Origin of the sequence: Aliiroseovarius sp. F47248L (assembly GCF_023016085.1) — a bacterium.
In the GTDB taxonomy this organism is placed as follows: domain Bacteria; phylum Pseudomonadota; class Alphaproteobacteria; order Rhodobacterales; family Rhodobacteraceae; genus Aliiroseovarius.
This window is the reverse complement of the sequence record NZ_JALKBF010000001.1, coordinates 2,723,779-2,746,446: the sequence shown is the minus strand read 5'-3', so window position 1 is coordinate 2,746,446 and position 22,668 is coordinate 2,723,779. Positions and strand designations below refer to the sequence as shown.

General features: G+C 57.0%; 23 protein-coding genes and 1 tRNA gene. 7 read left to right on the top strand and 17 right to left on the bottom strand.

Translation table 11 applies throughout. The features are described 5' to 3' along the window. Positions 1–80: 80 nt before the first annotated feature. Positions 81–500 carry a peptidoglycan-binding protein LysM gene (gene lysM / locus MWU51_RS13590; protein ID WP_247037939.1) on the bottom strand — a complete coding sequence of 140 codons (420 nt, stop codon included), beginning with the start codon at positions 498–500 and terminating at the stop codon, positions 81–83. 166 nt (positions 501–666) lie between these two features. On the opposite strand from lysM, the gene MWU51_RS13585 reads away from it, so the two are divergent. Then, positions 667–1,008: a DUF2853 family protein gene (locus tag MWU51_RS13585; RefSeq protein WP_247037937.1), complete on the top strand. Its 342-nt coding sequence runs from the start codon at positions 667–669 to the stop codon at positions 1,006–1,008. Between the two features lie 250 nt (positions 1,009–1,258). Here MWU51_RS13585 and MWU51_RS13580 read toward each other — a convergent pair whose 3' ends face one another. The 5 genes from MWU51_RS13580 to tsaD are packed head-to-tail and all read right to left on the bottom strand — an operon-like array spanning position 1,259 to position 4,430. Beyond that, positions 1,259–1,645 carry a DUF1761 domain-containing protein gene (locus MWU51_RS13580; protein ID WP_247037935.1) on the bottom strand — a complete coding sequence of 129 codons (387 nt, stop codon included), beginning with the start codon at positions 1,643–1,645 and terminating at the stop codon, positions 1,259–1,261. 50 nt (positions 1,646–1,695) lie between these two features. Next, a complete protein-coding gene (locus MWU51_RS13575; protein WP_247037933.1) occupies positions 1,696–2,115 on the bottom strand; it encodes an EVE domain-containing protein in 420 nt (139 codons plus the stop codon). Next, the gene (locus tag MWU51_RS13570; RefSeq protein WP_247037932.1) at positions 2,115–2,387 is read right to left on the bottom strand and encodes a YciI family protein; all 273 of its coding nucleotides are present in this window, start codon (positions 2,385–2,387) and stop codon (positions 2,115–2,117) included. The genes MWU51_RS13575 and MWU51_RS13570 overlap by 1 nt, the downstream gene beginning before the upstream one ends. 1 nt (position 2,388) lies before the next feature. After that, positions 2,389–3,336 carry an NAD(P)H-dependent glycerol-3-phosphate dehydrogenase gene (locus MWU51_RS13565; protein ID WP_247037930.1) on the bottom strand — a complete coding sequence of 316 codons (948 nt, stop codon included), beginning with the start codon at positions 3,334–3,336 and terminating at the stop codon, positions 2,389–2,391. Continuing rightward, complete coding sequence (gene tsaD, locus MWU51_RS13560; protein ID WP_247037928.1) at positions 3,333–4,430, bottom strand: tRNA (adenosine(37)-N6)-threonylcarbamoyltransferase complex transferase subunit TsaD; 1,098 nt, start codon at positions 4,428–4,430, stop codon at positions 3,333–3,335. The genes MWU51_RS13565 and tsaD overlap by 4 nt, the downstream gene beginning before the upstream one ends. An 89-nt stretch (positions 4,431–4,519) precedes the next feature. On the opposite strand from tsaD, the gene MWU51_RS13555 reads away from it, so the two are divergent. The 4 genes from MWU51_RS13555 (at position 4,520) to MWU51_RS13540 (ending at position 8,281) form a co-directional block, all read left to right on the top strand. Then, a complete protein-coding gene (locus MWU51_RS13555; protein ID WP_247037926.1) occupies positions 4,520–5,212 on the top strand; it encodes a uroporphyrinogen-III synthase in 693 nt (230 codons plus the stop codon). Between the two features lie 87 nt (positions 5,213–5,299). After that, entirely contained in the window at positions 5,300–6,553 is a 1,254-nt protein-coding gene (locus MWU51_RS13550) for a hypothetical protein (RefSeq protein ID WP_247037924.1), read from the top strand. 10 nt (positions 6,554–6,563) lie between these two features. Then, positions 6,564–8,063 (top strand): heme biosynthesis HemY N-terminal domain-containing protein, encoded by a 1,500-nt coding sequence (locus MWU51_RS13545; RefSeq protein ID WP_247037922.1) that lies wholly within the window; start codon positions 6,564–6,566, stop codon positions 8,061–8,063. Positions 8,064–8,205: 142 nt separating this feature from the next. Continuing rightward, positions 8,206–8,281: transfer RNA gene (locus MWU51_RS13540), tRNA-Thr, on the top strand. Positions 8,282–8,316: 35 nt separating this feature from the next. Here MWU51_RS13540 and MWU51_RS13535 read toward each other — a convergent pair. The 10 genes from MWU51_RS13535 to mutM form a co-directional block, all read right to left on the bottom strand. Next, positions 8,317–9,357, bottom strand: a complete 1,041-nt coding sequence (locus MWU51_RS13535; protein ID WP_247037920.1) for a GntG family PLP-dependent aldolase — start codon at positions 9,355–9,357, stop codon at positions 8,317–8,319. Between the two features lie 36 nt (positions 9,358–9,393). Then, the gene (gyrB, locus tag MWU51_RS13530) at positions 9,394–11,811 is read right to left on the bottom strand and encodes a DNA topoisomerase (ATP-hydrolyzing) subunit B (protein ID WP_247037918.1); all 2,418 of its coding nucleotides are present in this window, start codon (positions 11,809–11,811) and stop codon (positions 9,394–9,396) included. 100 nt (positions 11,812–11,911) lie between these two features. Then, entirely contained in the window at positions 11,912–12,532 is a 621-nt protein-coding gene (locus MWU51_RS13525; protein WP_247037916.1) for a LysE family translocator, read from the bottom strand. Further along, on the bottom strand, positions 12,529–12,945 hold the full coding sequence (locus tag MWU51_RS13520) for a VOC family protein (protein WP_247037915.1): 417 nt from the start codon (positions 12,943–12,945) through the stop codon (positions 12,529–12,531). The genes MWU51_RS13525 and MWU51_RS13520 overlap by 4 nt, the downstream gene beginning before the upstream one ends. Further along, on the bottom strand, positions 12,942–14,048 hold the full coding sequence (gene recF / locus MWU51_RS13515; RefSeq protein WP_247037912.1) for a DNA replication/repair protein RecF: 1,107 nt from the start codon (positions 14,046–14,048) through the stop codon (positions 12,942–12,944). Before recF ends, MWU51_RS13520 begins: the two co-directional genes overlap by 4 nt. 70 nt (positions 14,049–14,118) lie before the next feature. Then, a complete protein-coding gene (dnaN, locus tag MWU51_RS13510; RefSeq protein ID WP_247037911.1) occupies positions 14,119–15,237 on the bottom strand; it encodes a DNA polymerase III subunit beta in 1,119 nt (372 codons plus the stop codon). 136 nt (positions 15,238–15,373) lie between these two features. Continuing rightward, positions 15,374–16,744 (bottom strand): chromosomal replication initiator protein DnaA, encoded by a 1,371-nt coding sequence (gene dnaA, locus MWU51_RS13505; RefSeq protein WP_247037909.1) that lies wholly within the window; start codon positions 16,742–16,744, stop codon positions 15,374–15,376. A 595-nt stretch (positions 16,745–17,339) separates the two neighbouring features. Continuing rightward, complete coding sequence (gene rpsT, locus MWU51_RS13500) at positions 17,340–17,603, bottom strand: 30S ribosomal protein S20 (protein WP_247037907.1); 264 nt, start codon at positions 17,601–17,603, stop codon at positions 17,340–17,342. A gap of 156 nt (positions 17,604–17,759) precedes the next feature. After that, positions 17,760–18,536 carry an enoyl-CoA hydratase gene (locus MWU51_RS13495; RefSeq protein ID WP_247037905.1) on the bottom strand — a complete coding sequence of 259 codons (777 nt, stop codon included), beginning with the start codon at positions 18,534–18,536 and terminating at the stop codon, positions 17,760–17,762. A gap of 67 nt (positions 18,537–18,603) precedes the next feature. Then, the gene (gene mutM / locus MWU51_RS13490) at positions 18,604–19,455 is read right to left on the bottom strand and encodes a bifunctional DNA-formamidopyrimidine glycosylase/DNA-(apurinic or apyrimidinic site) lyase (protein WP_247037903.1); all 852 of its coding nucleotides are present in this window, start codon (positions 19,453–19,455) and stop codon (positions 18,604–18,606) included. 74 nt (positions 19,456–19,529) lie between these two features. Between mutM and ubiE the strand changes: the two genes are divergently transcribed. Beyond that, positions 19,530–20,282, top strand: coding sequence for a bifunctional demethylmenaquinone methyltransferase/2-methoxy-6-polyprenyl-1,4-benzoquinol methylase UbiE (gene ubiE, locus MWU51_RS13485; protein ID WP_247037901.1), 753 nt, complete (start codon positions 19,530–19,532; stop codon positions 20,280–20,282). 1 nt (position 20,283) lies between these two features. Next, entirely contained in the window at positions 20,284–21,813 is a 1,530-nt protein-coding gene (gene ubiB / locus MWU51_RS13480; protein ID WP_247037899.1) for a 2-polyprenylphenol 6-hydroxylase, read from the top strand. On the opposite strand, the gene MWU51_RS13475 is transcribed toward ubiB, so the two are convergent. Next, positions 21,799–22,665 (bottom strand): phosphotransferase, encoded by an 867-nt coding sequence (locus MWU51_RS13475; protein ID WP_247037897.1) that lies wholly within the window; start codon positions 22,663–22,665, stop codon positions 21,799–21,801. The two genes, ubiB and MWU51_RS13475, sit on opposite strands and share 15 nt — an antisense overlap. Between the last annotated feature and the right edge of the window lie 3 nt (positions 22,666–22,668).

Below are 22,668 nucleotides of genomic sequence, written 5' to 3'. Positions count from 1 at the left end.
AAAAATTGCCGCAGGGCTTGATCTTGCGGCAAAAAAACGGCCCGCGGTTGAACGGGCCGTTCTCATGAAATTGATAAAGATCAGCTGGGGATACGCAGCTTCTGGCCCGGGTAGATCAGGTCAGGATCCTTAAGCATCGGTTTGTTCGCCTCGAAGATCTTTTTGTAGTGAGCACCATTACCCATGGTTTTTTCAGCAATCGCCCAAAGCGTGTCACCTTTTTCAACCGTGTGGAATGTTGGCTCGTCGTCAAGATCAGCCTCAACCTCGGCGACGCCCTCGACGTTGCCAACCGCCAGAATGACCTTTTCGCGATCCTCTGCGCTTAGGTTGTCACCGCCCTTCACAGTCACCTTCTCGCCATCCACTTTGATATCCAAACTTGATGTGTCGATGCCCAGATCGGCTACTTCCTTGTTCAGGCTGTCAGCAGACGCCGTTTCATCACCGCCACCAAACAGTGATTTTCCCGCGCCTTTCACAAAACTCCAAAGACCCATTGTTTCCTCCGTTTAAAAATTCTATCGGCGACATCCTGCGGGAAATCGGCAGAGATGCCTAGGGGGAATACAAAGGCAAACTTTTCCTTTGACCAAATTACGATTGTGCTTAGTCTCGTCGACGAATTGGGCTTCGGCCTATTGGTAAAATTTATGGGAGACCAAAATGGGTAAACGTGACGAACTGATTGCAAAGTATGCGGATGATCTGAAATCGAAATGCGGCATGACGCCGGATATGGATCTTTTGACCAAGGTGACCATTGGTTGCGGCCCTGCGATTTACAATGCGGACGCGTCGACCGTGGCTGCCGGCCAGGACAGCGAGCTTGAGACCGTGAAAGACAACTTCTTGGTCAAAAAACTGGGTCTGGCCGATGGTCCGCAACTGATGGACGCAATCAACGCCGTCATCGACACCTATGGCCGCAGCGAGCGCAACAAGTATCGTGCCGTTGTGTATTACATGCTGGTCAAGCATTTCGGTAAAGAATCCGTCTACGCCTGATCAAGTACAGATCTGATGCAAAGGCGCTGCCATTTCGGCGGCGCCTTTTTTATTGATTTGTTAAGATATTGATTTTGAATAGTATTGTAAGCAACACAAACTTGCCCTGCTGTGCGTAGACCGCTACTGTCAAATTGAAGGCTAGGATGGCCGGACCCGAATTTCAAAGTCGCTTGTGGTGCTGGGGGGCACGTGGGGTGGAAAGGAGGGGCCGAGACGTCAGCCCCTCCTTTCTCGTTTTTTTAGGCCGTTAGAACAGGGCCAGCACCAGCCCGATCACCGCACAGCCGCCTGCAGCATAGCCGCCATCAATCCAGATCAGGTTTTTGTCCCGATCGCCAAACATCACATTGTTTACAATCCAAGGTGCGACCACGAACAAACCCAGGCCAAGGCCCGTGGTCAGGCCTTTCCCGACGCTATCGATCCCGGCCATGACAAAGATGTGGCGCATCATCCCGGCGACGACGATGGCGCTGATGAAAGCTACGATGAAAGGCAATGGCGACTTGTCCGTGGGCTGACCGTTTTCATCTACTGCAATTCCCGTAGCTTTCACCCATTGCTTTGCAAGCGCCATGTACCAGACTGCCCCGAACGCGTATCCCGCCACGGCTGCAATCAATACCTGCAACATAAACTATCCTCCTGCGCGCGTTTAAAATCTTGGCAATTATGCCACAAAACCTAATCAGTGTCGCCGGAAAGCGAGAGGACGATCCCCCACTCCTCTTCCGTGACGGGTTGAACCGACAGGCGCGAGTTGTTGACAAGCACCATATCTTTCAGGCGCGGATCTTCCTTGCACATGGCCAGCGTCACAGGGTTTTTCAGCGGCCGCACCGCCTTGATGTCGACGCAGTCCCAGCGTTCGTCATCTGTAGTGCTGTCTTGGTGACTTTCAGCGATGACTTCGACAATGCCAACGATCTCTTTCTCTTTTTGCGAGTGATAAAAGAACCCCAGATCGCCAATATTCATGTCGCGCATGAAATTGCGCGCCTGATAGTTTCGCACACCGTCCCATTCTTCGCCAACGTCGCCTTTTGCGACCTGCTGATCCCAACTCCAGGTCGATACTTCGGATTTAAAAAGCCAATACGCCATCAGCCGATCACCTTATTCCATTGCTCAATGCGGACATCTGAAAATAGGCCCGCCTTGGCATAGGGATCACCATCGGCCCAGGTTTGCGCAGCGTCGCGACCAGCCACATCAAGGATCACAAGCGATCCACACATCACGCCATCAGCGTCCAGAAACGGCCCTGCTTGAGCGACGACACCGGTGTCTTTGATATACGCCAGATGCGCATCGCGGTTGGCTTTACGGATGTCGATCGCACCGGGTTTGTCGGTGCAGATAAGCGCTATCAGCATGTTATTCCTCCTTCAGGGGCCGCGTCAGCAACAAATCTGCGGCTTCTTTTACGGTCAGATGTTTTTCCAGAACGGCCACAACCATATCGGCAATGGGCACGTCCAGCTCCAACTTTTGGGCAAGGTTAGAGACTGCTTTTGCAGTTGTCTTGCCTTCGACTGTCGTGCCTTCGGGCAGCGGTTCGCCGCGCCCAAGAGCAAGACCATACGCAAAATTGCGTGATTTTGCAGATGAACAAGTCAGCGCAAGATCACCAAAACCGGACAACCCGGACAGTGTTTCTGGCCGCGCGCCTCGCGACAAGGCAAGCCGCTGCATCTCGGCAAATCCACGCGTCATCAACGCGGCATGCGCGCTTTCGCCAAGTCCCGCGCCAAGGGTGATGCCACAAGCGATGGCTACCACGTTTTTCAAGGCGCCGCCGATCTCGACTCCAGTCAGATCCGAACTGCGATAAAGGCGGATGTTTGGGGTGGAAAGGGCGGTTTGCAGCGCGTGGCCATCTTCAACCGCCAACGTCAGCGCTGTTGGCAGGCCGGCTGCAATGTCGACGGCAAAGCTTGGCCCAGACAAGATGGCGGGGGTCGCTTTTGGGCAAGCACGGCGGATAATCTCAGCGGGTCCAAGGCCGGTGGTTAGATCAATGCCTTTGCAGCAAGCCACAAGGGTCTTACCATTCAGAAGCGTCGCGTGTTCGGACAGAAACCCAGCAAGGGACTGCATCGGAACTGCCAACAACAAGATATCCGATTGAGCTGCTTCTGACAGGGAGTCTGTCACAACCAGCTTTTCGGGAAAGGTAAAGCCCGGCAGACGGCGCGCATTCTCGCGCTTCGCATCCATTCCAGCCAGATCGCGCGCCCACAGCGTCGCAGGTTGCCCAGCACGCGCCAAAGAGATGGCCAAGGCCGTGCCAAAGGCGCCCGCGCCCAAGACTGAAACACTCATGCTTTCGCCCCTTTCTTTCCCGATCCAAGCATGGCGGGGGCGTCCTGGTCCAGAGGCCATCGTGGACGCGCCTGTAAAGTCATGTCGTCGCGCTGACCTGACCGGAATCGCTCGATCCCCGCCCAAGCGATCATCGCGGCATTATCGGTACATAGGGCAAGTGGTGGAGCAAGGAATGCGGCGTTTGTTTGATCACAAACAGTCTCTAATGCACTGCGAATTGACATATTGGCGGCGACACCACCTGCCACGGCCAACGTCGGGGTCTTGGGTGCCAGCGTCATGTATTCAATTAAAGCTCGGCGTGACTTTTCGGCAAGAACGTCAGCCACGGCCGTCTGAAACCCGGCACACAGATCGGCACGGTCGGAACGGCGCAGCCCTCCGTGTTCGACGATCAATCGGTCTCGTTCCCGTAGCAGGGCAGTCTTCAAGCCTGAAAAGCTCATATCACAGCCGGGCCGATCCAGCAGTGGACGTGGGAGTTTGAACCGTTTGGGGTTGCCTTTGAGCGCCTCGGCTTCGACCGAAGGTCCGCCGGGTTGCGGCAGGCCTAAAAGCTTTGCGGTCTTGTCAAATGCCTCACCAGGGGCGTCGTCGACGGTGCCGCCAAGCCTGCTAAATTCTTCAGGCCCCTTGGCGATCAGGAATTGGCAATGGCCACCGGATACCAGAAGCATCAGATACGGAAACTCTGTCTGATCTGTCAGCCGCGGGGTCAAGGCATGGCCGGCCAGGTGGTTCACGCCAATCAGTGGCAGACCGGATCCCGCCGCCAGCCCCTTGGCGCACATTACGCCCGCAACAACCCCGCCGATCAGTCCCGGCCCTGCGGTGACGGCAATCCCGTCAAGTTCGCGAAGGTATAAGTCTGCCTGTAACAGAGCCTCTTCCACGCAGATATCCAGTTTTTCGGCATGGGCGCGGGCAGCAATTTCTGGTACCACGCCACCAAAATCTGCGTGCAATTCGGTCTGACCGGCCACGACCGACGACAAAACCTCGGGCCTCTGGCCGGGCGTATGACGCACCACCGCCGCCGCAGTGTCGTCGCAAGAGCTTTCCAGCCCCAAAAGGGTAATTGTGTCAGTCATCGCGGTTTGGTCCAGCAGGATTGGTTGCGGTGAGGCCTCTGGTCGGGGTAACACCACATGGCAAATCAGACAATCCCGGCAGGCTTATCATGTCCACCCAAAAGACGCTGGTACTGACCCGGCCTGAGCAAAGCGCAGATCAGTTGTTGGATCAGATCAGTGAGTCATTCGGTCCGGAAGTGCCTATTGTCTGCTCGCCGATCATGAAAATTTCTCCGACTGGGGTTTGGCCGGACTTTGTTGGCACCGACCTGGTGATCGCAACGTCCGTGCACGCCATTCACGGTCCCCTTGATGGCAAACCTGTCTTTTGTGTTGGTGCGCGCACTGCTGATGCAGCCCAACAGGCCGGCGGAGATGTACGCCATTGCGCGTTGGATGCGGCGTCATTGCTTGCGTGGATGGAGACGCAACCTGATCCGGGCAACGTGCTCTATCTGCGCGGATCTCACGTGGCGACGGATATTCCAGCGGCACTGGCGAAGCTGTCAATCAGGGCTCGTGCCGCTCAAACCTATCGACAAGATGACCTGCCACTGACCGACGCCGCACGAAAGGTGCTGGAAGGGGAGAGGCCCGCGATCCTTCCCCTTTATTCGCCCCGCTCGGCACGATTGGTTGGGCAGACGCTTTCACTTGTCGGGGAGAGGTTACATGTCATCACGATCAGTGACGCAGTGGCCGAAGTTTGGCGCACTGAGACAGGTGGATCGTGTGTCGTGGTCGCCGAACCCACCGGCGAAGCAATGGCGGATCGGATAATTGCGTCCCTGCGACACTGACCTTGCTTGAGCGAACGGGGGTCGCAAGCTAAGCTGAAACCACAGACGCACCGTGATTTTCTTTAAGAGATTCGAGAGGTTCCGAAATTGGCCAAATCCCGCAAACCAGCCAAGGACACGCCTGAAAAGGTCGAGGACGCAGTTGTCATCGACGAATCCAAAGCCTCTGAGTCGAAAGCTGAGAGTAAGGCGGCCGACCCTGATACGCCGGATAAGAGAGCGTCAGACGATGAAAAGCCCGACGGCGAAACACCGGCGTCCGAGATTGACGCTGATGCGGCTGAAACCGATATAGACACCCAGCTTGCGGAAGACGCATCTGCTGACGTTCAAGAGCGGCCTGTCGCGCGCAGCGGATCGACCTTTTTGCCGCTCTTGCTGGGCGGCGCTGTTGCGGCGGCGCTGGGCTTCGGCGCGGCACGCTATCCGGATCAATGGCCCTTTGCCAGCCAACCAGACGTGGACCCGGTCGAGATCAAGCTAACCGATCTGGACGATCGTGTGTCGGGGGTCGAGGATACGACAGCGGCCCAATCCACAGTGCTAACCGAATTGCAGAACGATACCGGGCTGGATCAACTTCGCGGGGAAATGACCGGTCAACTGAACCAACTGCGTGTGCAATACGACGCGATGTCAGAGAAGCTGACCGAGCTGGAAAACCGTATGCATACGGTTGAGAAATTGCCGCAGGGGTCCGGTATGGAAGCCGCTGCCGCGGCGGCCGCGGCGTATGAGCGCGAGTTGCAGCAGATGCGCCAGATGCTGGACGCGGAACTTGAGCGTATTGGCAACGCGCAGGATCAGGCGCAAACGCTTGAGGTCAGCGCCGCCGAGGCTGCCAAAGCCGCCGCCGCGCGGGCTGCGATGTCTCGTGTTTTGGCGGCGCTGGAAAGTGGACAACCCTATGGGGATGCGCTGTTTGATCTGACCGAAAATGCAGGCACCGATGCGCCTGACGCCCTATCAGCTCATGCAAAGACGGGGATCGTGACATTGGCGACGTTACAAGCGCGGTTCCCAGAAGCGGCCCGCAATGCGCTGGATGCGTCGATCCGGGCGGCCGTTGAAGATGGCCAGATGGACCGCGTGACAGCCTTTTTCCGCACTCAGCTTGGGGCGCGGTCGCTTGAGCCGAAAGAGGGTGATGATCCCGACGCGATCTTGTCGAGGGCTGAAGCTGCGCTGAAGGATGGCCGAATCGCCGTGGCGTTGACCGAGCTTGAGGCGATACCTGACGCCGGAAAGCCTGCGCTTGGCGCCTGGATCGAACAGGCCACCGCCCGTAATGACGCGCTTGAGGCTGCACAAGCCCTGGCCCAGCAAGTGAACAGCAATTAAGGACGCGCCGATGCTTTGGTCTCTTTTCAAGATTATCCTATTCGTGACTGCCATCGCTCTGCTGACGCTGGGGGCTGGGTTTCTGATGGAAACTGAAGGTGGCATTCGTATCGCCGTGGGTTCGACCGAGTTTAATCTGGAGCCGCTTCAGGCGGTCATCGCCGCGGTGCTTCTTGTGGTGGCGATTTGGCTTGCGATCATCGTTCTTGGCTTGATCGTGGCGTTTATCCGTTTCGTGAATGGGGACGAGACAGCGATTTCACGGTATTTCGACCGCTCGCGCGAACGTAAAGGATACGAGGCGTTGGCCGAAGGCATGATCGCGTTGGCGTCCGGCGAAGGCAGCACGGCCATGTCCAAGGCCAGCCGGGCCGAGAAATATCTGCACCGCCCCGAACTGACCAACCTATTGACTGCGCAGGCTGCGGAAATGACCGGTGACAAGCGAAAGGCGGACGAGGTGTATCGCCGTTTGCTGAAAGACCAACGGACGCAGTTTGTCGGTGTACGTGGGATCATGAAGCAAAAACTGGCAGAAGGGGACACCGAAACCGCGATGAAATTGGCGCAAAAAGCGTTTGCGTTGAAACCCCGCCATACCGAAACACAGGACGTGTTGCTTGGCTTGCAAGCCCAGCACAATGATTGGTCAGGTGCGCGCAAGACGTTGGGGGCAAAGTTGAAATACGGCGATCTGCCGCGCGATGTGCATAAACGTCGCGATGCGGTTCTTGCGCTGTCCGAAGCCAAAGGCGTTCTGAACGAAGGCAATGACATCAAGGCGCGCGAAGCCGCGATTGAAGCCAATCGTCTGTCGCCTGATCTGGTGCCTGCCGCGGTAATGGCCGCCCGCACTTACATCGAAAACGGCAAACCGCGCTATGCCACGCGGGTTCTGGTCAAGGCGTGGACCGCACAGCCACACCCAGATATTGCCACCGCTTTTGCCGAGATTGTGCCTGACGAAACGCCCGCTGACCGGCTGATACGGTTTCGCGCGCTGACCAAACATCGCGATGGCGATCCCGAGACTCGGATGTTGTTGACCGAGCTGAACATCGCCGCCGAGGATTATGCCGAGGCCCGTAAGGCTCTGGGCGATCTGCCCGATGTCCTGCCCAGCCAACGCGCCCTGACGCTTCTGGCCGCAATTGAACGCGGTCAAGGTGCCGATGATCAGACAGTGCGCGCGCTCTTGGCCCGTGCTGTTACAGCGCCGCGCGGCCCGCAATGGGTGTGCGAGAACTGCAATCATGTGCACGCGGCGTGGACCCCGATCTGTGATGGTTGTCAGGGCTTCGACACGTTGGCCTGGACGTCCGCGCCAGAAACGGACCACGCGATGCAAGGCGGGGCCGAGATGTTGCCGATGATTGTCGGGGCAGCTGAAGATGTTGATGATACGACCGAGCTTCTTGACCCAGATGACGGGGCAGAAAATGTGGTGTTGGAGGCCGAGGTGCTTGATGACGAGACCGCTTCTGAGGGTGACACGTCAAAACCTTCGTGATGGGGATGGTCCGATGTTTGATGCGACCAAATGATTGTGCAGCGACCCGTTGCGATTGCATGAAATTCGCTTGCACAGCGCCCAGCTCGCGTCTAAAACCCCGATCGCTGCTGCGTCGTATCGGCCCGGCAGTTATCTGTGGGCCGCTGTAGCTCAGCTGGTAGAGCACGTCATTCGTAATGATGGGGTCGGGGGTTCGAGTCCCTTCAGCGGCACCACTTTTCAACCCCAATCTTAGGCGGCCAATAAGTGTCTAGCTGATGCAGGCCGTTTTGATAGCGTTCGCAGCGGTTTGGATCTGTTCGCGCGAGATATCAATATGCGTCACCACCCTGAACCGGGTTGCGGATTCGGCGTTCAGCCTGATGCCGTTTTTCAAGAGGGCCGCATTGATTTGATTGGTTGATTTTCCCGTTTCAGCGATGTCGAGGAATAGAATGTTGCTTTCGATGATCTCTGGAAAGACCCGAATTCCCGGTGTGTTAGTCACTAAATCTGCAAAGAGCCGCGCATTGGCGTGGTCGTCCTCCAAGCGCCCAATATTGTGGTTCAGCGCATAAAGACCTGCTGCTGCCAGCACACCTGATTGACGCATTGCACCACCCAAACGATGTTTCCAGATCCATGCCTGCCTGATGAAATCGGAACTGCCCGCAAGCACCGCACCCACGGGACAGCCTAAGCCTTTTGACAGGTCGATCCACGCACTGTCGAAGCCGTTGCAATGGGTGCTGGCGGGGTGGCCGCTGGCGATAACAGCGTTCAACAGCCGCGCGCCGTCCATGTGCATCACCAGACCTTCGGTGCGCGCCAGCGCGGAGAGGTCTTGCAGCGTACCAATGGGCCAGATCGCGCCGCCACCGAAATTCGTCGTCTGTTCGACGCAGATCATACGGATGACGGGTGCGCGGTCGCGTTGCGGACGCATTAACGGGGCGACTTCCTTTGTCGAGAAGATGCCATTCGGGGTATCGACTGGATGAATCTGTGCCCCAGCCAGTGCAGCTGCCCCCGCCCCTTCGGACCGCACGATATGGGCATTGCGGGCGGCGATGACCTCGTCGCCGGGGCGGCAATGCACCAGAAAGGCGATCTGATTGCACATGGTGCCCGAGGGGAGAAAAACCGCATCCTCGAACCCCAGCAAATGTGCAACCTTTTCGCACAGCGCCAGCGTGGTCGGGTCTTCGCCACGCTGTTCATCACCCGTTGGGGCGTTCATCATCGCCTGCCACATGCCCGCAGACGGGCGTGTGGCCGTGTCCGAAATCAAGTCGATATGGATGTGCGACATCGGATAGGGGACCTCGGCCCATGTGCCATCAGGAAGCTAGAAATCCAAGTTTTCGACCGATAGGGCGTTTTGTTGGATAAATTCGCGACGCGGCTCGACCACATCGCCCATCAGCTTTGTGAACAGATCGTCGGCATCCGCCAGATCTTCCACCTTTACCTGAAGCAACGTGCGGGCTTCGGGGTCGAGGGTGGTTTCCCAAAGCTGATCCGGGTTCATTTCGCCCAGCCCCTTGTAACGTTGCAGGGTCAGACCTTTTTCGCCTTCGGAAAGAATGGCCTGCAACAGGTCAATCGGCCCCTGCACAAGGATTTCACGGTCCTTCCGCACAAGGTTTGAACTGTCACGGTAAATGTCGCGTGTCTCTTTTGAGACTTCTGACAGGCGGCGCGCCTCGCCCGAGCGAAGAACAGCGCCGTCCAATGTGCGGATCTCTTCGACCCCGCGCAGTATGCGCGCCAGTCGAATGCCGTGATCCTGCGTGATCCGACCCTGCCAACCGCGTTCATATTCAACGGCAACCTTATCTAGGCGTGCCGCCACGCTTTCGGCCACGGCTTGCAGATCAGCATCGGCACGACCGGGATCAAAACCACCGGCAAGGGCGGCTTGTTCCAGGATGTTGCGAGGATAATGAGTGGGGAAGGCATCCAGAATGCGACGGAAACTGCGCGCTGCATCGACCACACGAGCCAGATCAGCGCCTGCGATTTCTTCGCCATTGGCAAGACGCAGAACGGTGCCCTCGATACCTTGCGCGATCAGGTAATCTTCCAATTCAACCTGATCTTTCACATAGACCTCGGATTTACCGCGAGCGACCTTATAGAGCGGCGGCTGCGCAATATAGAGGTAACCGCCTTCAATCAGTTCCGGCATCTGGCGGAAGAAGAAGGTCAGAAGCAACGTGCGGATGTGGGCACCATCCACGTCTGCATCTGTCATGATGATGATCTTGTGATAGCGCAGCTTAGAGATGTCGAATTCATCCCGTCCGATCCCGGTGCCCAGGGCGGTGATGATGGTGCCGATTTCCTGGCTGGACAGCATTCGGTCAAAGCGCGCCCGTTCGACGTTCAGAATCTTGCCGCGCAGGGGCAAAACGGCCTGATTGTGGCGGGATCGACCCTGTTTTGCCGATCCACCGGCCGAGTCCCCCTCGACCATGAACAGTTCACGCTTGGCGGGGTCGCGTTCCTGGCAATCGGCAAGTTTGCCGGGTAGGGAGGCCACGTCCAGCGAGGATTTCTTGCGCGTCATTTCGCGCGCTTTGCGGGCGGCTTCGCGTGCCAAAGCGGCTTCGATGATCTTGCCAACGATCATCTTTGCGATGTTCGGGTTTTCGTCGAACCACTCCTGCAGTTTCTCGTTCATCAAGCCTTCGACTGCGGGTCGAACTTCCGAGCTGACCAGCTTGTCCTTGGTCTGGGACGAAAACTTCGGGTCCGGCACCTTGACCGACAGAACGCAGGTCAGGCCTTCGCGCGCGTCGTCGCCGGTGAAGTTCACCTTCTCTTTCTTCGCAAGCCCGGATGAGTTGGCATAGAGGTTCAAGGTTCGCGTTAAAGCACCCCGGAAACCCGCCAAATGCGCGCCACCGTCCCGTTGTGGGATGTTGTTGGTAAAGGGCAGCACATTCTCGTGATAGCCGTCATTCCACCACATCGCGACCTCGACCCCGATCCCATCTTTTTCGCCAGTGACGAAGATGGGTTCTTCCATCAAGGGTGTCTTTGACCGGTCGAGGTATTTGACAAACTCTTTTACGCCGCCTTCGTAATGCAGCTCAGTGCGCAGCTTCTCGGCGGGACGTTCATCTTCGATAATGATCCGCACGCCGGAGTTCAGGAAACTCAGTTCGCGCAAGCGGTTTTCCAGCGTCTTGAATTGGTAATCCAGGTTCGAAAATGTGTCGGTCGATGCCAGAAACCGCACTTCGGTCCCGGTACGGTCGCCGCAATCGCCGACGACCTTCAGGTGCTCGACAGTTTCGCCGCGCTCGAAGCGGGCGACATGCTCTTTTCCGTTTCGCCAGATGCGCAACTCCAGCCAGTCAGACAATGCGTTCACAACAGACACACCCACGCCGTGCAAACCACCCGACACCTTATAGGAGTTTGAGTCGAACTTACCGCCTGCGTGAAGCTGGGTCATGATGACCTCGGCTGCCGAAACACCTTCTTCCTGATGAATATCGGTCGGAATACCGCGTCCGTTGTCTGATACGGAAACAGAGTTATCTGCATGAATAGTGACATTCACGGCGTCCGCATGACCGGCAAGCGCCTCATCAATTCCGTTGTCCACGACCTCATACACCATATGGTGCAGGCCAGATCCGTCATCGGTGTCACCGATATACATGCCCGGGCGCTTCCGAACAGCCTCTAACCCTTTGAGAACTTTAATGGATTCTGCGCCGTAGTCGGCACCGCTCTGCGCATCGTCAGCCATGAGGGCCTTCCTGTTGTTTGTTCCGGAAAATATAGTGATTTTCAGGGGTGTTGTCACCTAGCCGACACAAGATTTAGTGTCAAACAGGCCGCATTTCCGCTTACGTAAATGGAATGACGATTCCGACCAGAATCAGCATACTGCCTGCCGCCATATTCATGCGGCGCAAGCTGGTTGGGGATGACAGCAATTGCCGGGCGCGGTCGATGAAAAACGCCATGCCAAGATTGCCAGTCAGCGGCACGATGAAAGACGCTGTGCCGATGGCCACAATGTCCGGCGTGGTCAGGCGGGACAAGTCAAAGAATCCCGGCAGGACGCCCATGTAGAACAGGATGGCCTTGGGGTTGGCAAGGATCACGATCAGCCCCGCAACGAAGCCCGCCCAAATGCCGGGGCGGGTGAGTTTTCGGTCTTTGGTGATCTTGTGGTCGGCCGAGCGGATAATCGTGAAACCCAGCCAGACGAAGAACAGGGCTGCTATGACTTTCAGAACCAGCATCGCCCCACCAAAGCTTGATGCAACCCAGCCCATTCCAAGAGCTGCAAGCACCGACCAAAAGATATCTCCAATGGCGACACCCATTGCCAGCGGCCAGGCCTGTGCGAAGCCACCTGCCATGACACGCGCCACCAGTGCCACCCAGACCGGACCGGGGGTCAGGAACAGGATATAAAGCCCGACGATGTAGAAACCGAGCTCGGTCAGTGTAATGGTCATTTTAGGTGGCCGTCCTCATCCAGCTCCCAATATGGGTTCATAGCGTATTCCCAAAGGTGACCGTCAGGGTCCGCGAAATAGCCTGAATAGCCACCCCAAAAGATTTTTTCAGGGCGCGTGACCTCGGTGGCGCCCGCTGAAAGCGCTTTTTCGTAGGCTGCGTTGACTTCGGTTTCTGTCGGGAAGTTCTGACCCAGCGTCATGGCACCGGTCTTGAGCGTTTCAACTGGCTTCCCCGTGTCTTCAGCCAAACCGTCCAACAGATAGAACCCAAACTTCATGCCGTTCATGTCGAAGAATGCGACCTTGTCCTGCACCTCGGATGGTACCCACCCGATGGCTTCGTAAAACGCGCAGGCACGGGCGATGTCTTTGACGCCAAGGGTGATCAGCGTCACGCGATTGGTCTTCATGGTGTCACCTCTTCAATGTGCGAGCTTCCATCGGCTTCGCTGACTTCGATGTGGCAGGCGCGGTCGCCCAGTTCTGTAAACAGCTCGGGGCCAGTGCCCGTCATGAAGGCTTGCGCATCCAATGCGCAAACCTCGTCATACAGCGCGGCACGGCGGCCAGCATCAAGATGTGCCGCCACTTCGTCCAGCAGCAAAATTGGCGGTGCGCCAAAATCCCGTGCCAAGGCGCGACTGTTGGCCAATATCAACGAGACCAAAAGCGCCTTCTGTTCGCCGGTCGAGCAATCCCGCGCGGCAATCCCCTTTGCGGAATAGATGGCGACCAGATCAGTGCGGTGTGGGCCGACTAGGGTGCGCCCGGCCATCAAATCGCGCGGTCGGCTGTCGGCAAAGGCCAATGCCAACTCGTCCTCGGTATCCGGAAGTTTGGCCTCATCTGGCTGGATTAGTGACAATTCAGCCGCCGGAAAAGAGGTTTCGGCTTCTGCCTGCGCCGCGATCAACTGCGTCAGGGCGGCCACTCGGTTCTTGCCAATCTCGGCGGCGGCGCGCGCCATCTGCGCTTCCAGCGCGTCGTACCAGTGACTGTCACGCTGACCGTCCTTCAACAAGCGATTGCGTTCGCGCATGGCTTTTTCATAGGTCAGAACGGCGTCTGCGTGATGCGGTTCAAAGCTCATGGTCATCCGGTCCAGAAACCGCCTGCGTCCATCGGCTCCTTCGACCCACAGGCGATCCATCACCGGAACCAGCCAAACCATACGGGCGATCCGGCCAAGGGCGACTTGTGGGGCGGATTTGTTATCAATGCGCACCTGCCGCGTGCCGCCGTGTTCGATCCAGGTCTCGACCTCGTGCAATTGATGCAGGCTTTGTAGGGTCGCGGTGATCTTCCAGCCGACACCCTCGGGTCGTCGGATCATCTCATCCACTGTCGCACGACGTAGACCGCGCCCCGGTGACAACATGGAGATTGCTTCAAGGATATTGGTCTTACCCGCCCCATTGCGACCGTGGATTGCCACAGGTCGGCCGTCCAGCGTCAGTCGCGCAACGCGGTGACTTCGAAAATGGCTCAGGGTCAACTCTCGCAAGGCCAGCATCACGCGCCTCGGCTTGTTAGCTCAACAAAATCATCCCTTTCGGAGGCGTCAGTTGGTGGCTTAATCAGGGTCACACACGCATCGGCATGACGACATAGACAGCGCTTGTGTCATTGCCTTCCCGCATCAAGGTCGGGTCGCCGGAGGAGTTGAACATGAATACGGCGTTTTCACGATCGACCTGGCTGGCGATCTCAAGCAGGTATTTGGCGTTGAAGCCAATTTCCAACCGCTCGTCGCTGTAGGCAACGGCAAGTTCTTCTTCGGCAGCGCCGGCGTCAGGGGCGTTCACCGACAGGATCAGGCGATCCTCATCCAGTTGCAGCTTCACTGCCCGCGACCGTTCACTGGACACGGTGGCAACGCGGTCAACGGCCTGCGCAAATTCGGTCGCGTCGACTTCCAATTTGCGAGTGTTGCCGGTGGGAATAACGCGGGTGTAGTCGGGGAACGTCCCGTCGATCACTTTCGACGTCAACGTAATAGCGGGTGTCGCAAAGCGGATCTTGGTCTCAGATACCGATACGGCGATGGTCGCATCGTCATCGTCCAACAGTTTGCGCATTTCGCCGACGGTCTTACGGGGTACGATCACGCCGGGCATGTCCGCAGCCCCTGCAGGAAGGTCGGCGTCAATCCGTGCCAGACGGTGACCATCGGTGGCCACGCAGCGCAGCACTTTGCCGCCTTCAGCGTCTGCGACATGCATATAAACGCCGTTCAGATAGTACCGCGTCTCTTCTGTCGAGATTGCGAATTTCGACTTGTCGAACAAGCGGCGCAGAACCGGCGCGGGGGCTGAGAAATTGGCCGAGTATTCCGATGTCGCCATCACCGGGAAATCTTCTTTCGGCAGGGTGGCGAGCGAGAAATTTGAGCGCCCTGCTTCGACTGTCAACCGGCCCGTTGCGCCATCATCAGTCAGTTGCACTAAGGCGCCATCTGGCAGTTTGCGCACAATTTCGTGCAGGGTCACAGCGGAAACGGTGGTAGCTCCGGCGCGTTCGACCATGGCATCGGTCTTGTCGACCACCTCGATATCCAGGTCTGTGGCGCGGAATGAAACGCTGTTGCCTTCGGCTTCGATTAGCACATTGGCAAGGATTGGGATGGTGTTCCGGCGTTCTACAACAGATTGCGCCTGTGACACGGCCTTAAGCAGTGCGCCGCGTTCGATACTGATCTTCATGTCCCACTCCTGACAGATACCGGGGCGGAGAACATATCACGTTCGCCGCCCGGCTCAATTTGTTATTGGGAATGTCTGATTCTTTCGCGGGCGGGTCAAGGGGATAGGCCCCAAAACCCGCCGTTGTTGCGCCAAATCAGGCCTCAAGCGCGCGGCGCAGAAGTTCAAGATCTTCGGCGATCTGATCGTCGGCACCCTTTAACTCGTCAATCCGTTTCACCCCGTGCATGACGGTGGTGTGATCGCGACCGCCAAAACGGCGCCCGATTTCAGGCAAAGACCGCGAGGTCATGTGCTTGGCCAGATACATCGCCACTTGTCGCGGACGGGCGATGGTGCGCACGCGTTTAGGGCCGATCAAATCGGACAATCGGATGTTGTAATGCTCGCTGACTTTGCGTTGGATTTCTTCGACCGTCACCTTGCGATCCGATGCGCGAAGGATGTCTCCTAGACAATCTTGCGCCAGCTCCATCGTCACTTCACGTCCGACAAGCGAGGCAAATGCGAACAGACGCATCAACGCGCCTTCCAGCACCCTCACATTGGTCGAGATGCGGTGCGCGATGAATTCCAGCACGCCATCTGCGATCACCAGCCCGTTATACTGCTCGCGATACGCTTTGAGTTTGTTTTGAAGAACACCAAGGCGCAACTCATAGTCTGTCGGATGCAGGTCCACCACAAGCCCGCATTGCAGACGGCTTTTGATGCGGTCTTCCAGGTCCTTGATCTCACCCGGTGCGCGGTCGCCGGAAATGATGATCTGCTTGTTCTGGTCAACCAACGCATTGAAAGTGTGAAAAAATTCTTCCTGCGTGCTGTCCTTGCCAGCGATGAATTGCACATCATCCACCATCAGGACATCAACCGAACGGAACAGTTGTTTGAAATCCATCATCTGCTTTTCACGCAGAGCCTGCACGAAGCGATACATGAACTGTTCAGCAGAAAGATAGACCACACGAAGGTCCGGGTTTCGGGTCGTCATCTCATGCGCGATGGCATGCATCAGGTGGGTCTTGCCCAAACCAACGCCGCCATACAGAAACAGCGGATTGAACGTAACCGGGCCGCCTTCGGCGACACGTCGGGCAGCAGCGTGGGCCAGTTCGTTGGGCTTGCCTACGACGAAATTATCAAAGGTGAACCGGTCATAAAGCGGCGCGCCGGGCAAGTCGTCCTGATCCGTTTTGGTTGTCTTTGCCAGACTTGGCGAAGTGTCAGCGTCACCCGTCGCAGAAGCCGGTTTTGCCATAGCTGTTCTTGATGGAACCTCGAAATCCAGTCGCGAGACTTTTAGCCCTTCACCCACCATCTGATGCAGGATCTTGTCGCCGAAATTACGATCCACCCAATTGCCCATAAAATTGGTTGGCACCAGAAACGTGGCCACGCCGTTCTTCAGATCGGCAAATTCCAGTGGTTCAATCCAATTGGTGTAATTGTTCTGCCCGACTGCTTTTTGCAGCTTGTTTCGAACAAGTCCCCATTCTTCGTTCGTCATGTCACCTCGACCCGGTTTCTTAAACAGACTGTTCACTGGCAGCCTTTGTTACCCAACATATCGACTCTTAAAGCGCGCAAGCGCCTAACAATTCACAGCAACCGACCGCGCCTGCCTCACCAAGGCGCACAAGTCCGCAGAATGCACACCGCTTTAGACCGGAGTCCTTTGCAGGGGCACCCATTCGGGCATGGAGACATAACAATAGGATTAGGCGCCGGGCCAAAATGGTCCGACCAACACTGATTGACGCTTGTAGTTACTCCAACCCCCAAGTCGGAACAAAAACTTTACGTCGATTGCACCGGACAGGCTCCGATTCAATCTTCAGGTCAAATTTTAACCTAATTTTTCAAGGGCTTACCCTTGATTGTATCATAGTCCCAAGTCAGCGATGTGAATCGCTGAAGGCAAACTAGCAACCTGTCTGCGGCGCGTGCAATAGAAAGTCGCGCTTGACTCATCCTTTCCGAAAACGAATCCCAAGCCGCTTGCACTAATGCAATTTTTACCGCCGAAAATGAGAACGGAGCGTGCCTTTGAGGACACGCTCCGTCTGTTTTTCAAAAACCGAGTCTTTCGACCAGAATCGCGTTTAGCCCAAGGATCTGATCCGAGCCGACAGGCGCGACACTTTCCGTGCGGCTGTGTTCTTGTGATAAACACCCTTGGTCACGCCGCGCATCAATTCGGGCTGTGCAGCTTTCAGGGCTGCGGACGCTGCTTCTTTGTCGCCAGTTTCGATCGCTTCCTCAACTTTGCGCAGGAAGGTGCGAATACGCGAACGGCGGGCTTTGTTTACAGCAAAACGGGCGTCGTTCTGGCGGGCGCGTTTTTTTGATTGGCGTGAGTTTGCCATATGTCTGATCCCTTCTTCGGGTCTGTTACAGTTCAGTAGTTGCGCGCCAGCACCCGACCGGGTTCAGAACCGGTGATTCTGGCCAAAGCGGGCCTCACGCGCATGTATGACGGCACCCTTTACGGAAAAACGTCCGTAAAGGGAACCCTTAAAGTGTTACTTGTCGCGGAACTGTGGTTCACGCTTCTCGGTAAAGGCGGCCATGCCTTCTTTTTGATCCTCGGTCGCAAAGAGCGAATGAAACAAACGACGCTCAAACAGGATGCCTTCGGTCAGCGGCAGCTGTTCGGCGCGGTTTACGGCCTCTTTGATGGCCATAACTGTGATCATCGATTTTTCTGCAATCTTGGCGGCAGCGGACATGGCTTCGTCCATCAGCTTCTTGGCTGGCACGACGCGGCTGACCAGCCCCGAACGCTCCGCTTCTTCCGCATCCATGAAACGACCGGTTAGGTTCATGTCCATCGACTTGGCGCGACCAACAAGCTTGGTCAAACGCTGGCTGCCACCCATTCCAGCCATAACACCCAGGTTCACCTCGGGCTGGCCGAACTTTGCGGTATCCGCGGCAATGATAAAGTCACACATCATTGCAAGCTCGCACCCGCCGCCCAGCGCATAGCCGGACACGGCTGCGATGATCGGTTTGCGAATGCGCATGATCGCGTCTTCTTCCGGCGTGAACAGGTCGCCCGCGAAGACATCGACGAAGCTTTTCTCGGCCATCATTTTGATGTCGGCCCCGGCAGCGAAGGCTTTTTCCGATCCGGTGATGACGATGCAGCGCGCCTTGTCGTTCTGCTGAGCTTCCGCCAAGGCGTCACCAAGTTCGCCAAGCAGGTCAAGGTTAAGAGCGTTCAGCGCGTCGGGTCGGTTGAGCTTGATCAGGCAAATGTGATCTTCGATCTCAACGATAATATTTTTATAGGCCATGGTTCCCCTTGCCATTCTCCGTGGTGGTCGAAGCGGAGTCGTAAGGCCGCCAGTCCCAGTGATCAAGTTATCTTTGGCATTGCGCACAATAGAATGTTGACCGCCCCGATTGCGTGATTCGTCTTACTTTTCCAGTGCAACCTTGCGTCACGCAGGCCTGACCTTCGCGACCATAAACCCGGAAATTGTGTTGGAAATAGCCCAGTTCGCCGTCGGCTTGCCGGTAATCGTTCAGTGACGACCCCCCGCTTTCGATCGCCTCGCCCAACACGTCGCGGATGATCGGAACGAGTCGGGAAATTCGAGGCGAGGACAGCCGCGCAGCCTTGCGTGTCGGATGAATGCCAGCCCGAAACAGCACCTCGCACACATATATATTGCCAAGCCCTGCGATGATTCCCTGATCCAGCAGCGCAGTTTTGATGGGGGAGTTGCGGTGTTTGAGCGCGTCGATCAGATATAGCTCGTCGAAGGTGTTTCCCAATGGTTCCGGCCCCAGAACACGGATCAGCTTGTGGGCCTCAAGCCCTGACGTGTCACAGAGATCCATCGCACCAAAGCGTCGTGGATCGTTGAACGTCACCCGCGCGCCATTGTCCATGTCCAGCACCACGTGGTCATGTTTCTCAGGCGCCGGGTGTTCGTGGTGAAACTTGCCCAGCCTATGGCCCGAGATCAGCATCCGCCCTGACATGCCAAGATGGGTGATCAGTGTCTCGCCCGTATCCAAATCGGCCAGAAGGTATTTCGACCGCCGCCCTAGCCGCAGAACCTGCGCACCGGTCAGCCGCTCCGCCAGCCGGTCCGGAAACGGCCAGCGCAACCCACCGCGCCGAATGTCGGCCCGCACGATCCGCGCGCCTTCCATCACGGGGGACAAGCCGCGACGAACCGTCTCGACCTCTGGTAATTCGGGCATATCGGACGCCTCTCCATTGTGCGTGGGTATTCGTCGGGATATGAGGGATCAATCGCAAGGAATGGGCAAGCCTGATGAGCACATCCGAGAAGAAAACAACCCATTTTGGGTTCAAGACCGTGGCCGAGGACGACAAGGCCGGGATGGTTCATGGTGTTTTCACCAACGTCGCGTCGAAATATGACATCATGAATGACGTCATGTCGGTCGGCATTCACCGTGTCTGGAAAGACGCGATGATGGATTGGTTGGCGCCGCGAAACGGTCAGCGGCTTTTGGACGTCGCAGGTGGCACCGGCGATATCTCGTTCCGGTTTCTTGACCGCGCGGCCGAGGCCTCTGCCGTTGTGCTGGACATGACAGAGTCGATGCTGGTCGAAGGCCGCAAGCGCGCGGACGCGGCCAACAAGGCCGACCACCTTGACTGGGTGGTGGGCGACGCGATGGCGCTGCCCTTCGAAGACAACAGCTTCGATCGCTACACGATCAGCTTTGGCATCCGCAACGTAACCCGTATCCCCGATGCGCTGCGCGAGGCGTATCGCGTGCTGAAACCCGGCGGGAGGCTGATGGTACTGGAGTTCAGCCAGCTTCCTAATGACGGAATGCAGAAGCTCTATGATCTCTATTCATTCAACGTCATTCCCCGCATGGGCAAATTGATCGCGAACGACGCGGACAGCTATCAGTATCTGGTCGAATCCATTCGCAAATTCCCCGATCAAGAGACGTTTGCCCAGATGATCCGCGACGCAGGTTTCGAGAACGTCAAGTATCGCAACCTGTCTCTGGGCATCGCGGCGCTGCATTCAGGGTGGAAAATCTAGGATGCGTGGACCTCACAACATCTGGCGGCTGATCCGCACCGGTGCGACTTTTCAGCGGACAGGCGCGATGGGCGTTGTGTTGGACGCGATGAACGCACCGCCGATCATTCGCCTAGCTGCCCGAATTGTCGGTTTCCCATTCGCGTGGCTGGGCAAAAAGGGTGATACATCTTTACCGCCGCTGACACGTGCGATCACCGCACTTGGCCCAGCCTATATCAAGTTTGGCCAGATTTTATCGACACGCCCCGACGTTGTTGGTGCGGAGCTGTCGGATCAATTGCAATATCTGCAAGACAAGCTTCCCCCCTTTCCGTCTGCCGTTGCCCGGCGAATGGTCGAAAAGGAACTGGGCATCAAGATCGACGAGGTGTTCTCGGAGTTCTCAGAACCCGTCGCCGCTGCGTCGATTGCACAAGTCCATCGCGCGCGCATCGCCGCCACCGGAGAAGAGGTGGCGGTTAAGGTTTTGCGACCGCATATCGAACGCGCTTTCCGCACTGATATTGATGCTTTCCATTTCTCGGCCGGGGTCATCGAGTTTTTGCTACCCTCTACCCGCCGCCTGCGTCCCACTGACGTGGTCGAACATTTCGAGGGCGTGGTGATGGGCGAGTTGGACCTGAGGCTGGAAAGTGCTTCGGCCAGCGAGTTTGCCGAAAATACCGCACATGATGCTGGGTTTGTTGTGCCCAAGGTCAATTGGGGCTTGTCGGCTAGAACTGTCATGACGCTGGGTTGGGGCGAAGGGATACCGGCCAACGATCTGCCTGCCATCCGCGCCTCGGGCCTGGATATGGATGCGCTGGGCGAACGGGTGCTGCAACTGTTCCTGTCGCATGCGTTGCGCGATGGGCTTTTCCACGGTGACATGCATCAGGGTAACCTGAAATTCGCCGCCAACGGAGATATCATCGCCATTGATTTCGGCATCATGGGGCGGATCGATGAATACACCCGCCGGGTCTATGCAGAGATTCTGTACGGCTTTATCAATCGCGACTATCGCCGTGTGGCCGAGGTGCATTTCGAAGCGGGCTATGTGCCCGCCGACCGCAATGTCGAAGAATTCGCACGCGCCTTGCGTGCTGTGGGAGAGCCGATCTTCGGCATGGATGCCACGCAGATTTCGATGGGTCGGCTGTTGTCCTATCTGTTCGAAGTGACCGAGAAATTTGGGATGGAAACCCGCACCGAGTTGATTTTGCTGCAGCGCACGATGGTTGTGGTCGAAGGAGTGGCGCGGTCTCTGAATCCGAATATCAACATCTGGCAGGTCGCAAAGCCGGTGGTGGAAAGCTATATCGCCAATTCGATTGGCCCGAAGGCGCTGCTCAGTGATCTGTCGCGTACGGTGCGTGTGCTTGCTCGGTTCGGTCCGCGTCTGCCGGAATTGGCCGAGGCCGCTCTGATCAGACAATCCACGCCGCTGCCGGAAACCGACAAGGCGCGTCCGGTTCGGGCAATGGGATATGTGACGCTTGGTGGCGGGATCGCCCTTGCTGCAGTCTGGGTTTCAAGTCTGCTCTAACCGATCCAATTCAAGCGAGGCTGCGCGGGCATAGTCCTGATCACCACGTGCGCTTTTCCAACGGCAATAGGCCGCCATGCGCCAATGATACAGCGGTGCCAGCGCGTGATAACGCGCGATGGTCTGATCGTCGCCGCTTTCTTTCAAGTAAGCCGACAGGAAATGATCGATCTCACCGCTGCTTAAAGCACGGTGGCCGTAAAGCACCTGCATGGCCGGCGACAGAAATATTGCGATATCGGCACTGGCGTCGCCAGTGACAGGACATTGCCAATCAATCAGCCGCAGCCCGTCTGACGTGTCCAGCATGTTCCCTGGAACAATGTCTCCATGCAAAAAAACGCGGCGGGCATCTGGCAGATTTTTTGGACGCATCGGCGGCGGCGTCAGGTTTAAAGGCGACAAACCATGACCGTCGGCGATCAACGAAGTCGGTGTGACGGTCAGTTCTGGCAACCCCTTTGGCAGGTCACGAGCGTGTAGACGGGCCATCACCCGAGCAACAGCCGCGACATCACCGCTCCAAGGTTGGCCGTCAATATGTCGATAGACAATGGTTTCTCCAAGTGTGCTGTCCTGAAAAGCCACAAGCTCTGGTGCGATGGATGATCCGGCGAGGGCACGCAATGCCAGCGCCTCGCGAGTGCCGTCATTGGCGAAAAGCGGTGTGTCGGTGTTTGGACGAAAAAGCTTACACACCAATGTTGGCGCGCCGGGTATATCAACCCGCCAGATCAGATTGGTGCGACCGCCAGTCAGCAGGGACCATTTTGCGCAGTCAGGAATCACTTCCGCATCTGACCAGATACGCCTTAGTTGATCCTGTTTTGACTGTGTCGGATTCTTGTTCATTCC

Bases quoted from the DNA above. Each gene is read 5' to 3' on its own strand.
- ubiE (WP_247037901.1), top strand. From the start codon at position 19,530: ATGAGCACATCCGAGAAGAAAACAACCCATTTTGGGTTCAAGACCGTG.
- MWU51_RS13570 (WP_247037932.1), bottom strand. From the start codon at position 2,387: ATGCTGATAGCGCTTATCTGCACCGACAAACCCGGTGCGATCGACATC.
- lysM (WP_247037939.1), bottom strand. From the start codon at position 500: ATGGGTCTTTGGAGTTTTGTGAAAGGCGCGGGAAAATCACTGTTTGGT.
- MWU51_RS13565 (WP_247037930.1), bottom strand. From the start codon at position 3,336: ATGAGTGTTTCAGTCTTGGGCGCGGGCGCCTTTGGCACGGCCTTGGCC.
- MWU51_RS13545 (WP_247037922.1), top strand. From the start codon at position 6,564: ATGCTTTGGTCTCTTTTCAAGATTATCCTATTCGTGACTGCCATCGCT.
- MWU51_RS13555 (WP_247037926.1), top strand. From the start codon at position 4,520: ATGTCCACCCAAAAGACGCTGGTACTGACCCGGCCTGAGCAAAGCGCA.
- dnaN (WP_247037911.1), bottom strand. From the start codon at position 15,237: ATGAAGATCAGTATCGAACGCGGCGCACTGCTTAAGGCCGTGTCACAG.
- dnaA (WP_247037909.1), bottom strand. From the start codon at position 16,744: ATGACGAACGAAGAATGGGGACTTGTTCGAAACAAGCTGCAAAAAGCA.
- MWU51_RS13535 (WP_247037920.1), bottom strand. From the start codon at position 9,357: ATGTCGCACATCCATATCGACTTGATTTCGGACACGGCCACACGCCCG.
- MWU51_RS13475 (WP_247037897.1), bottom strand. From the start codon at position 22,665: ATGAACAAGAATCCGACACAGTCAAAACAGGATCAACTAAGGCGTATC.
- tsaD (WP_247037928.1), bottom strand. From the start codon at position 4,430: ATGACTGACACAATTACCCTTTTGGGGCTGGAAAGCTCTTGCGACGAC.
- MWU51_RS13585 (WP_247037937.1), top strand. From the start codon at position 667: ATGGGTAAACGTGACGAACTGATTGCAAAGTATGCGGATGATCTGAAA.
- gyrB (WP_247037918.1), bottom strand. From the start codon at position 11,811: ATGGCTGACGATGCGCAGAGCGGTGCCGACTACGGCGCAGAATCCATT.
- MWU51_RS13575 (WP_247037933.1), bottom strand. From the start codon at position 2,115: ATGGCGTATTGGCTTTTTAAATCCGAAGTATCGACCTGGAGTTGGGAT.
- recF (WP_247037912.1), bottom strand. From the start codon at position 14,048: ATGCTGGCCTTGCGAGAGTTGACCCTGAGCCATTTTCGAAGTCACCGC.
- rpsT (WP_247037907.1), bottom strand. From the start codon at position 17,603: ATGGCAAACTCACGCCAATCAAAAAAACGCGCCCGCCAGAACGACGCC.
- ubiB (WP_247037899.1), top strand. From the start codon at position 20,284: ATGCGTGGACCTCACAACATCTGGCGGCTGATCCGCACCGGTGCGACT.
- MWU51_RS13495 (WP_247037905.1), bottom strand. From the start codon at position 18,536: ATGGCCTATAAAAATATTATCGTTGAGATCGAAGATCACATTTGCCTG.
- MWU51_RS13520 (WP_247037915.1), bottom strand. From the start codon at position 12,945: ATGAAGACCAATCGCGTGACGCTGATCACCCTTGGCGTCAAAGACATC.
- mutM (WP_247037903.1), bottom strand. From the start codon at position 19,455: ATGCCCGAATTACCAGAGGTCGAGACGGTTCGTCGCGGCTTGTCCCCC.
- MWU51_RS13525 (WP_247037916.1), bottom strand. From the start codon at position 12,532: ATGACCATTACACTGACCGAGCTCGGTTTCTACATCGTCGGGCTTTAT.
- MWU51_RS13580 (WP_247037935.1), bottom strand. From the start codon at position 1,645: ATGTTGCAGGTATTGATTGCAGCCGTGGCGGGATACGCGTTCGGGGCA.